We start from the raw sequence: 10,310 nt of genomic DNA, 5'->3' as shown, positions 1-10,310 counted from the left end.
AACCGGTGGCACGGGCGCCAGCGGCGGCTACGCGGTGCAGACCCAGCCCTCGCTCGACGGCAACAGCGTCGACCTCGACCGCGAGCGCGCGGCCTTCGCCGACAACGCGGTGCGCTACGAGGCCACGCTGCGCTTCATCAACGGCCAGGGCAAGACGCTGCTCGCGGCCATCCAGGGGCAATAAGCCATGTCGATGTTCTCGATCTTCGGCATCTCCGGCAGCGCGGTCAGCGCGCAGTCGCAGCGCCTCAACGTGGTGGCCAGCAACCTGGCCAATGCCGACGCGGTGGCCGGCCCCGACGGCCAGCCCTACAAGGCGCGCCAGGTGGTGTTCCAGACCGTGGCGCTCGACGGCGAGACCGGCGCCGGCGTGCGCGTGGACTCGGTGACCGAGAACCAGACGCCCGGTCGCAAGGTGCACGAGCCCGCCAACCCGATGGCCGACGCCCAGGGCTACGTGACCCATTCGAACGTGAACGCGGTGGAGGAGATGGTCAACATGATCTCGGCCTCGCGCTCCTACCAGAACAACGTCGAGGTGATGAACACGGCCAAGAACCTGCTGCTCAAGACGCTGCAGATCGGCCAGTGACCGCCCCCCCTCCGCACACCCCTCTTCCGGACGCCCGCGCATGACCTCCACCGCCGCCACCTCCAACCTCACCGGCACCACCTACGTGCCGAGTTCGAGCGCGGACAGCAAGTCGATCTCCGCCAGCGGCACCGCCGAGGCGCAGGACCGCTTCCTCAAGCTGCTGGTCGCCCAGCTCGCGAACCAGGATCCGATGAATCCGATGGACAACGCGCAGATGACCTCGCAGATCGCGCAGATCAACACGGTCACGGGCATCCAGCAGCTCAACGACACGATGAAGAACATGAACACCCAGATGTCGGCCATGCAGGTGCTGCAGGCCGGCAACCTGGTGGGCCACGGCGTGCTGACCGAGGGCAACCAGCTGGCCTTCGACACCACGGCCAAGACCGCGGTGGGCGCGATCGAGCTGCCGGCCAAGGCCAGCAACGTGAAGATCCAGGTCACCACGGCCGGCGGCCAGGTCATCGACACCGTCTCGCTCGGCGAGCTCGAGGCGGGCCAGCACGGCTTCACGCTCGATTCCTCCACGTACCCGGCCGACACGCCGCTGCAGTTCAAGGTCATCGCCACCAACGGCAGCGAGAAGGTCGATGCCGTGGCGCTGATGCGCGACAAGGTGGTGGCCGTGGGCAGCGACGCCAGCGGCGGCCTCACGCTCACGCTGCTGACCGCGGGCAAGACGCCCTACGCCAACGTGCACGCCGTTCTCTGACAGACACCCCTTCCCATCCAGCACACAGGAGCCACTCCATGAGCTTTCAACAGGCACTCTCGGGTCTCAACGCCGCCAGCCGCAGCCTCGACGTGATCGGCCACAACATCGCCAACGCGGGCACCACCGGCATGAAGTCCTCGCGCGCCGAGTTCGCCGAGATCTACGCCAGCTCGGCCGGCGCCATCGGCGGCACCAACGTGGGCCTGGGCGTGGGCGTGGCCGACGTCTCGCAGCAGTTCTCGCAGGGCTCGCTGTCGATCACCGGCAACGACCTCGACGTGGCGATCAACGGCGGCGGCTTCTTCCAGGTGAAGGCGCCCGACGGCTCCACCGCCTACACCCGCGCCGGCAACTTCAAGCAGGACAAGCAGGGCAACATCATCACCAACAGCGGCGCGCAGGTGATGGGCTATGCCACCGACGCCAACGGCGTGCGCCAGAGCTACGACGCGATCCCGCTGAAGCTGCCCACCGGCGCGCCCATTCCCGCCAAGCAGACCACCAAGATGGCGGCCGAGATCACGCTCGACGCCAGCGCCGTGGTCGCCTCCACCGCCACGCCGCCGACGCCGATCCGCACCTACGGCACCTCGCTGACCGCCTACGACGCGCAGGGCCTCGAGGTGCCGGTCGGCCTGTACTTCCAGAAGACCGCCAACAACAGCTGGAACGTCTACACCAGCGTCAACGGCAGCGACCCCGCGGCCTCCACGCCGTTCCAGCTCAACTTCAACGCCGACGGCAGCCTGAACACCACCACCTCGACGGTGCCCGCGATCACGCTGTCCTCGCCCAACGACCCGACGCGCACCTTCACGGCCTCGCTCGACCTGAGCAAGATGACCCAGGTCAACGCGCGCTTCGCGGTCTCGGACCTGACGCAGGACGGCTACACCGCCGGCCAGCTCACCGGCATCAAGATCGAGGACACCGGCGTCATCACCGCCACCTACTCGAACGGCCAGACCCAGGCCGCGGGCCAGGTCGCGCTGGTGAACTTCCGCAATGCCCAGGGCCTGGCGCCCAGCGGCTCGGGCTACTGGGTCGAGACCGCCGCCTCCGGCCAGCCGGTGCGCGGCGCGCCCGGCGAGGGCACCTTCGGCCAGCTGCGCTCGGGCGCGCTGGAGGAATCGAACGTCGACCTCACGGCCGAGCTGGTCAACATGATGAGCACGCAGCGCGCCTACCAGGCCAATGCGCAGACCATCAAGACGCAGGACCAGGTCATGTCCACGCTGATCAACCTGCGCTGACCGGACGCACCGGAAGCGACGCGCGATGGACCGCCTGATCTACACCGCCATGAGCGGCGCGAGCGCCGCGGCGCAGCGCCAGAGCGTGCTCGCCAACAACCTGGCGAATGCCTCGACCCAGGGCTTTCGCGCCGAGCTCTCGACCTTCCGCGCCGTGCCGCTGCGCGGCGACGGCGCCAGCACGCGCGTGTTCGCGATGGAAGCCACCTCGGGCCACGACGACAAGCCCGGCGCGATCCAGCGCACCGGCCGCGCGCTCGACATGGTGGCGCAGGGCAAGAGCTGGTTCGCGGTGCAGGGCCTCGACGGCACTGAGGCCTACACCCGCGCCGGGGCCTTCCAGGTCTCGCCCGAAGGCACGCTGATGACCAGCTCGGGCCTGCCGCTGCTGTCAGACGGCGGCGCGCCGATCGACGTGCCGCCGGGCTCGGAGCTGTCGGTGGGCAGCGACGGCACGGTCAGCGCCAAGACCGGCGACCAGCCCTCCTCCACCCTGGGCCGCCTGAAGCTGGCCACGCCCACGGCCGACGACCCGCTGCGCCGCGGCGAGGACGGCCTGTTCCGCACCGCCTCGCAGGAGCCGCTGCCCTCGGACGCCACCGCGCGCGTGGAGACCGGTGCGCTCGAGGGCTCGAACGTGAACCCGATCGAGACCATGGTCGGGATGATCGCCGCCGCGCGCCAGTTCGACAGCCAGCTGCGCCTGCTGCAGTCCGCGCAGGACTCCGACAAGTCGGCCGCGCAGCTGCTCAACGTCCAGGGCTGATGCCCATCGCAAGAGAAAGACCCTCGCCATGATCAATTCGCTCTGGATCTCCAAGACCGGCATGGAAGCCCAGCAGACCCAGCTGGACGTGATTTCGCACAACCTCGCCAACGTCTCGACCACGGGCTACAAGCGCGCCAACGCGGTGTTCGAGGACCTGATGTACCAGAACCTGCGCCAGGTCGGCGCCAACAGCACCGAGCAGTCGCAGCTGCCCACCGGCCTGCAGCTGGGCCTGGGCGTGCGCACGGTCGCCACCAGCCGCTCGTTCTCGCAGGGCAACATGCAGCAGACCAACAACCAGTTCGACCTGGCGATCAAGGGCAACGGCTTCTTCCAGGTCACGCAGCCCGACGGCACCATCGGCTACACGCGCGACGGCTCGTTCCAGGTCGATGCGCAGGGCCGGCTGCTCACCTCCTCGGGCCTGCCGGTGGCCAACGGCATCACGGTGCCCGCCACCGCGACCAGCGTCAGCATCTCGAGCGACGGCACGGTCTCGGCCACGCTGTCGGGCAATGCCACGCCGCAGAACATCGGCTCGCTGGCGATCGTCAACTTCATCAATCCGGCCGGCCTCGAGCCGCTGGGCGAGAACCTCTATGCCGAGACCGCCGCCTCGGGCCAGCCCAACGGCGGCACCGCGGGCACCAACGGCCTGGGCACGGTGATGCAGGGCTTCCTCGAGACCTCGAACGTGAACGTGGTGCAGGAGCTGGTCTCGATGATCCAGACGCAGCGCGCGTACGAGATGAACTCCAAGGCCATCCAGACCAGCGACCAGATGCTGCAGAAGCTGGGGCAGCTGTGAGACTGTCCCTGTTCCGCGCGGCCTTCGCCGCCCTCGCCCTCGTCGTGGCCGGCGGCTGCACCACGCTGGCCAACACGCCGCAGGTCGAGATGCCCTCGACCGCGCCGCCGCCCGTGAGCGCCTCGCCGATGGCGGCCGTGCCGCGCCAGGCCACGGGCAGCCTGTTCCGCACCGCGAGCTACCGGCCGCTGTTCGAGGACCGGCGCGCGCGCATGATCGGCGACACGGTGACGATCTCGATCGTCGAGAACGTGAGCGCGAGCCAGAAGTCGACCTCGACCATCGGCAAGACCAGCAGCATCGACACCGGCATCGCGGCCCTGCCCTTCTTCGCCGCCAACTCCTTCGGCCGCGCCAGCGCCAATGCCGAGTCGGCCCACAACTTCGCGGGCAAGGGCGGCACCGAGAGCGCCAACACCTTCCAGGGCTCGATCACCGCGACGGTGATCGACGTGCAGCCCAACGGCCACTTGGTGGTGACCGGCGAGAAGCAGATCGGCGTGAACCAGAACGTGGACGTGCTGCGCTTCTCGGGCACCATCGATCCGCGCTCGATCCAGGCCGGCAGCAACGTGCTGTCGACGCAGGTGGCGAACGTGCGCATCGAGTCGCGCGGCCGCGGCGCGCAGCAGGAATCGCAGGTCATGCCCTGGCTGGGCCGCTTCTTCATGAGCGTGCTGCCGTTCTGAGGATGCACGACGCCATGGCCCTCACGCCCCAGCACCGCCTGCGCCGCCGCGTAGCCGCACTTTCGTTCGGCCTGCTCGGCATGCTGCTGCTCGCGCTCGGCCCCGCCCAGCAGGCGCATGCGCTGCGCATCAAGGAAGTCGCCGCCGTGCAGGGCGTGCGCAGCAACCAGCTCACGGGCTACGGCCTGGTGGTCGGGCTCGACGGCACCGGCGACCAGACCACGCAGATGCCCTACACCACGCAGAGCGTGGCGAACTACCTGCAGCAGCTGGGCATCACGTTGCCCGACAACCGCGCCTCGCAGCTGCAGCTGAAGAACGTGGCGGCGGTGATCGTCACGGCGCAGCTGCCGGCCTTCGCGCAGCCGGGCCAGCAGCTCGACGTCAACGTCTCCTCGATGGGCAATGCCAAGTCGCTCAAGGGCGGCACGCTGGTCGCCACGCCGCTGCGCGGTGCCGACGGCGAGATCTACGCGCTGGCGCAGGGCAACATGGTGGTGGGCGGCGCCGGCGCCTCGGCCGCGGGCAGCAAGGTGCAGATCAACCACCTGAGCGCGGGCCGCGTGCCCAACGGCGCGCAGGTGGAACGCAGCGTGCCCTCGCCGCTGCTCGACGGCGACAGCGTGAACCTCGACCTCAACGCGGTCGACTTCCAGACCGCGCGCCGCGTGGCCCAGGCCATCGACCGCAAGCTCGGCACCGGCACCGCGCGCGCCATGGACGGCCGCACGGTACAGGTGCGCGCGCCCACCGACGCCAATGCGCGCGTGAACTTCATCGCCGAGCTCGAGGAGCTCACGCTCGAGGCCAGCACGCCCGCGGCCAAGGTGGTGATCAATGCGCGCACCGGCTCGATCGTGCTGAACCAGGCCGTGACGCTCGGACCCTGCGCGATCGCGCACGGCAACCTGTCGGTCACGATCAGCTCGGCGCCGGTGATCAGCCAGCCCGCGCCGCTGTCGGGCGGGCGCACCGTGGTGGCCGAGCAGGCCTCGATCCAGATCAAGCAGGAGCCCGGCACCATGATCCAGGTGCCGGCCGCGCCGCTGCTGGCCGACGTGGTGCGCGCCCTCAATTCGCTGGGCGCCACGCCGCAGGACCTGCTCGCGATCCTGCAGGCCATCAAGGCCTCGGGCGCGCTCAACGCGGAACTCGAGGTGATCTGATGTCGATGCAGACCTCGCTGTCCGCGATGTCCATGTCGCCCTCGACCGGCCAGGGGCTGGCGGCCGACGCGCGCTCGCTCGACGCGCTCAAGCTCGCAGCCAATGGCAACGACCCGAAGGCGGTGCGCGAGGCGGCCAAGCAGTTCGAGTCGCTGTTCATGCGCGAGCTGATCAAGAGCATGCGCGAGGCGACCATGAAGTCGGGCCTGCTCGACAGCGACGGCGAGAAGCTCGGCACCGACCTGCTCGACCAGCAGTTCGCGGTGCAGCTCTCGGGCCTGCCCGGCGGCCTCACCGACGCGATCACGCGCCAGCTCACGCAGCAGATGAGCGGCACCGCCAAGGCACCGACCATCGCGCTGGGCGCCGAGGCCGCGCGCATCAAGCCGGCCGCCAACCAGCGCAGCTTCGTCGAGCAGCACGACGATGCGGCCGAGCGCGTGTCGCGCGAGACCGGCATTCCCGCCAGCTTCATGATCGGCCAGGCCGGCCACGAGACCGGCTGGGGCCGCAGCGAGATCCGCCACCGCGACGGCAGCCCCTCGCACAACCTGTTCGGCATCAAGGCCGGCGGCAGCTGGACCGGCCCCACCGTGGCCGTGACCACCACCGAATACATCGGCGGCGAGCCGCGCAAGGTGACGGCGCGCTTTCGCGCCTACGACTCCTACGAGGAGTCGTTCCGCGACTACGCGCGCCTGATCGGCAACTCGCCGCGCTACGAGAAGGCGCGCGCCAGCGTGAGCTCGGTCAGCGCCTACGCGAGCGAACTGCACCGCGCCGGCTACGCCACCGACCCGGCCTACGCGGCCAAGCTCAGCCGCGCGATCCACACCACGCTGAAGATCCAGCGCACCTGAAGCGCACAGGCCAGTCCCCGAGAAAGATCCCGCCATGAGTCTGCTCAACGTCGGCGCCCGCGCCCTGCTCGCGAACCAGGTCGCGCTGTCGACCACCGGCCACAACATCGCCAACGCCAGCACCGTCGGCTACTCGCGCCAGACCGCCGTGATGGGCCAGGTCGCGGGCCAGTACACCGGCAGCGGCTATATCGGCAAGGGCGTCGAGGTCACGACCATCGAGCGCGCCCACAACGAGTTCCTCACGCGCCAGGCCGCGGCCGCGCAGTCGGTGCAGGCCATGGACGCCACGCGCGCGGCGCGCCTGTCCTCGCTCGAGGACATCTTCAAGGGCGGCAAGACCGGCCTGGGCGCGGCCGTGTCGGACCTGCTCAACGCCTTCTCCGACATCGCGAGCGCGCCGACCGACGTGACGGCGCGCAACGTGGTGCTCACGCGCGCCGACGAGATGGCCGCGCGCATGCGCGATGCCCAGACCCGGCTCGACGACCTGCAGAAGGGCGTGAACTCGCAGCTCGGCGACGCGGTGCGCAGCATCAACGGCCTGGCCGCGCGGCTGGCCACGCTCAACGAGCAGATCGCGCGCGCCAGCGGCGGCGGCCAGAGCCCGAACGACCTGCTCGACCAGCGCGACCAGCTGCTGCGCGAGCTCAACCAGCAGGTACAGACCACCACCGTGCAGGCCGACGACGGCTCGCTCAGCGTGTTCGTGGGCAGCCAGGCGCTGGTGCTGGGCAACAAGGCGGCGCAGGTCGCGATGAGCACCGACGACGCCAACCAGAGCAAGCTGACGCTGATGCGCAGCGGCCTCTCGACCACCATCGACGAGGCCACGCTCGGCGGCGGCGCGGTCGCGGGCCTGCTGCGCTTCCAGAACAGCGACCTGGCCGAGGCACGCGACGGCCTGGGCCGCATGGCGCTCACGCTGACGACCGAGATCAATGCCCAGCACCGGCTCGGCGTGGACCTCGACGGCAAGGCCGGCGGCGATTTCTTCAAGCCGATCGCGATCCCCGATGCCATGGGCGCCGCGAGCAACACCGGCAACGCGGTGATCGGCGCCACGGTGTCCAACACCTCGGCGCTCGCGGCCTCGAGCTACCAGGTCAAGTTCGGCGCGGGCGGCAGCATCGAGGTGCAGCGGCTGTCGGACGGCAAGACCACCAGCTTCGCGGGCCCGATGCCGATCGAGATCGACGGCCTCAAGCTCGACCTGAAGTCGGGCAGCGCGGCCGAGGGCGACAGCTTCGTGCTCAAGCCCTATGCCTCGGCCGCCGGCGACATGGCGACCGTGCTGCGCTCGGCGCGCGGGCTGGCCGCGGGCAGCCCGGTCGAGGCGCGCGTGGGCACCGGCAACACCGGCGGCATGGCGGTCGGCAGCCTGGCCGCGACCTCGGCCAATGCCAACCTCAACCAGCCGGTCACGCTGACCTTCAACGGCGCGGGCGGCTTCGACGTGGCGGGCAACGGCACCGGCAACCCGACCAGCGTGCCCTACGTGGCGGGCCAGCCGATCAGCTACAACGGCTGGACCATCGTGCTGTCGGGCACGCCCAAGGCCGGCGACACGATCACCGTGCAGGCCGCCACCACCGCCTACGGCGGCAGCAACGCCGGCAATGCGCAGGCGCTGCTGGCACTGCGCGACAAGACGGTGTTCGACGGCGCCCCCATGACCGACGGCTATGCCGCGCTGATGGCGCAGGTCGGCGTGCGTTCGCAGAGCGCGCAGTACGCGGCCGAGATCTCGGGCTCGATCGCCACCTCGCTCGAGACCGACCGCACCAGCCAGGCCGGCGTGAACCTCGACGAGGAAGCCGCCAAGCTGCTGCAGTACCAGCAGGCCTACCAGGCCTCGTCCAAGATGATCCAGATCGCGCAGAGCATCTTCGATTCGCTGCTGCAGAACATGAACTGACCCGGGAGACAGGAAGAACCATGACAGCCACCCGCCTCGCCAGTGCCACCACCTACGACAACGCGGTGCGCCAGCTCACCACGCGCCAGTCCCAGCTTTCGAAACTGCAGGAACAACTCAGCGCCAGCAAGAAGGTGCTGCGCCCCAGCGACGACCCGACCGGCGCGGCGCAGGCCGAGCGCGCCATCACGCGCATGGCGCGCGTCAGCACCGACCAGCGCGCGCTGGAGCTGCAGCGCAACGCGGTCTCGACGGCCGAGTCGACCCTGGGCAGCGCGACCGCGGCCATGGCCGAGTTCCGCACGCTGGTGGTGAACGCCGGCAATGCCACGCTGTCGGCGGCCGACCGCGCCACCATCGCGCAGCGCCTGACCACGCTGCGCGGCCAGCTGCTCGGCTATGCCAATGCGCAGGACAGCAACGGCCAGTCGCTGTTCGGCGGCCTGGGCAGCACCGCGGCGCCCTTCGTCGACAACGGCAGCGGCGTGCGCTTCGACGGCATCGCGGGCCAGGCCGGCGCCGCCAGCGACACCGCCATCCCCTCGATGCTCGACGGCTACGGCACCTGGATGGACGTGCCCACCGGCAACGGCGTGTTCACCGTGAGCCAGGCGGCCGGCACGCGCAATGTCTACAGCGACGCCGGCAAGGTGATCGATCCCTCGGCGCTGACCGGCCACGGCTACCGCGTCGCGTTCAGCGTCGCCAACGGGGTGACCACCTACGACGTGATCGACACCACCACGCAGGCCACGCTCAAGTCGGGCCAGCCCTACACCGCGGGCCAGGCGATCGAGTTCGCCGGGATCTCGCTCACGGCCAGCGGCGTGCCGGCCGACGGCAATGCTTTGACTGTCGCGCCCAGCGGCAAGACCAGCCTGTTCGGCGTGCTCGACCAAGCGATCGCGGGCGTGAAGGACGGCAGCAACAGCAGCGGCCAGCTGGCGCAGAACGTGGCGCAGTCGCTGGTGCAGATCGACGCCGCGAGCGCGCGGCTGTCGGCCTCGCGCGGCCGCGCGGGCGACCTGCTGAACCAGGTCGACAGCATCTCCGACCGCCAGTCGTCGCGCAGCCTGCAGCTCGAGGCCGACCGCTCGCGCGCCGAGGACCTCGACACGATCCAGGCGCTGTCCGACTTCAAGACCCAGCAGACCGCCTACTCCGCGGCCCTCGGCTCCTATGCCGAAATCCAGAAACTCTCGCTGTTCAACTTCATCGGCTGAGGTGGCGTGACCGCCCTTTCGTTCCTTCTCTCCTTCTCGTCTTCATGTCTCAATCGGTACTCGGCAGCCTGACCTTCGGCTACCGCCCGTTCTGGAACCGGCCGCGCGCGCTCGCGGGAGTCCAGCTGTTCGTCCACGAGGACCGCCAACGCATCGACGGGCGCCACCTGCTGCGCACGCTGGCCGAGACCTGGAACGCCGATTCGCCGACCTTGCTGCTGTCGATCCAGACGCCCGAGTTCCTGCGCGACATCGCGAGCAACGCCGAGGCGGCCGGGCCGATGCTCGAGATTCCGCTCGGCTGGATGCAG

The 10,310-nt window shown here is 69.9% G+C and carries 11 protein-coding genes and 1 pseudogene; all 12 read left to right on the top strand.

What is annotated here, in order from left to right; all coding sequences use genetic code 11:
* Window positions 1-184, top strand: a 184-nt coding sequence (locus tag AC27VN_RS21135; RefSeq protein ID WP_490877777.1) for a flagellar basal body rod protein FlgB, incomplete at its 5' end; no start/stop codon positions are given.
* A gap of 3 nt (window positions 185-187) precedes the next feature.
* Window positions 188-592, top strand: a complete 405-nt coding sequence (gene flgC, locus AC27VN_RS21130; protein WP_057595352.1) for a flagellar basal body rod protein FlgC — start codon at window positions 188-190, stop codon at window positions 590-592.
* Window positions 593-632: 40 nt separating this feature from the next.
* A complete protein-coding gene (locus tag AC27VN_RS21125; RefSeq protein WP_093341644.1) occupies window positions 633-1,310 on the top strand; it encodes a flagellar hook assembly protein FlgD in 678 nt (225 codons plus the stop codon).
* A 38-nt stretch (window positions 1,311-1,348) separates the two neighbouring features.
* Window positions 1,349-2,566, top strand: coding sequence for a flagellar hook protein FlgE (gene flgE, locus AC27VN_RS21120; protein WP_208508974.1), 1,218 nt, complete (start codon window positions 1,349-1,351; stop codon window positions 2,564-2,566).
* Between the two features lie 25 nt (window positions 2,567-2,591).
* On the top strand, window positions 2,592-3,332 hold the full coding sequence (gene flgF, locus AC27VN_RS21115; protein ID WP_296787760.1) for a flagellar basal-body rod protein FlgF: 741 nt from the start codon (window positions 2,592-2,594) through the stop codon (window positions 3,330-3,332).
* A gap of 28 nt (window positions 3,333-3,360) precedes the next feature.
* Window positions 3,361-4,143, top strand: a complete 783-nt coding sequence (gene flgG, locus AC27VN_RS21110) for a flagellar basal-body rod protein FlgG (protein WP_490877776.1) — start codon at window positions 3,361-3,363, stop codon at window positions 4,141-4,143.
* The gene (locus AC27VN_RS21105; protein ID WP_490877775.1) at window positions 4,140-4,832 is read left to right on the top strand and encodes a flagellar basal body L-ring protein FlgH; all 693 of its coding nucleotides are present in this window, start codon (window positions 4,140-4,142) and stop codon (window positions 4,830-4,832) included. The genes flgG and AC27VN_RS21105 overlap by 4 nt, the downstream gene beginning before the upstream one ends.
* Before the next feature lie 14 nt (window positions 4,833-4,846).
* A complete protein-coding gene (locus AC27VN_RS21100; RefSeq protein ID WP_490877774.1) occupies window positions 4,847-5,998 on the top strand; it encodes a flagellar basal body P-ring protein FlgI in 1,152 nt (383 codons plus the stop codon).
* A 5-nt stretch (window positions 5,999-6,003) separates the two neighbouring features.
* Window positions 6,004-6,858, top strand: a complete 855-nt coding sequence (flgJ, locus tag AC27VN_RS21095; protein WP_093342427.1) for a flagellar assembly peptidoglycan hydrolase FlgJ — start codon at window positions 6,004-6,006, stop codon at window positions 6,856-6,858.
* Window positions 6,859-6,892: 34 nt separating this feature from the next.
* On the top strand, window positions 6,893-8,776 hold the full coding sequence (gene flgK / locus AC27VN_RS21090) for a flagellar hook-associated protein FlgK (RefSeq protein ID WP_490877773.1): 1,884 nt from the start codon (window positions 6,893-6,895) through the stop codon (window positions 8,774-8,776).
* A 20-nt stretch (window positions 8,777-8,796) separates the two neighbouring features.
* On the top strand, window positions 8,797-9,999 hold the full coding sequence (flgL, locus tag AC27VN_RS21085) for a flagellar hook-associated protein FlgL (RefSeq protein WP_296794751.1): 1,203 nt from the start codon (window positions 8,797-8,799) through the stop codon (window positions 9,997-9,999).
* A 44-nt stretch (window positions 10,000-10,043) separates the two neighbouring features.
* Window positions 10,044-10,310: pseudogene (locus AC27VN_RS21080) on the top strand (HDOD domain-containing protein); the annotation flags it as partial.

The sequence above is a fragment of the Variovorax sp. 20P10.2.4 genome (assembly GCF_058244205.1).
This window is presented reverse-complemented; position numbering and strand designations above follow the sequence as displayed.

Excerpts from the sequence above, each read along its gene's own strand:
- flgC (WP_057595352.1), top strand. The coding sequence starts at position 188 with ATGTCGATGTTCTCGATCTTCGGCATCTCCGGCAGCGCGGTCAGCGCG.
- AC27VN_RS21125 (WP_093341644.1), top strand. The coding sequence starts at position 633 with ATGACCTCCACCGCCGCCACCTCCAACCTCACCGGCACCACCTACGTG.
- flgE (WP_208508974.1), top strand. The coding sequence starts at position 1,349 with ATGAGCTTTCAACAGGCACTCTCGGGTCTCAACGCCGCCAGCCGCAGC.
- flgF (WP_296787760.1), top strand. The coding sequence starts at position 2,592 with ATGGACCGCCTGATCTACACCGCCATGAGCGGCGCGAGCGCCGCGGCG.
- flgG (WP_490877776.1), top strand. The coding sequence starts at position 3,361 with ATGATCAATTCGCTCTGGATCTCCAAGACCGGCATGGAAGCCCAGCAG.
- AC27VN_RS21100 (WP_490877774.1), top strand. The coding sequence starts at position 4,847 with ATGGCCCTCACGCCCCAGCACCGCCTGCGCCGCCGCGTAGCCGCACTT.
- flgJ (WP_093342427.1), top strand. The coding sequence starts at position 6,004 with ATGCAGACCTCGCTGTCCGCGATGTCCATGTCGCCCTCGACCGGCCAG.
- flgK (WP_490877773.1), top strand. The coding sequence starts at position 6,893 with ATGAGTCTGCTCAACGTCGGCGCCCGCGCCCTGCTCGCGAACCAGGTC.
- flgL (WP_296794751.1), top strand. The coding sequence starts at position 8,797 with ATGACAGCCACCCGCCTCGCCAGTGCCACCACCTACGACAACGCGGTG.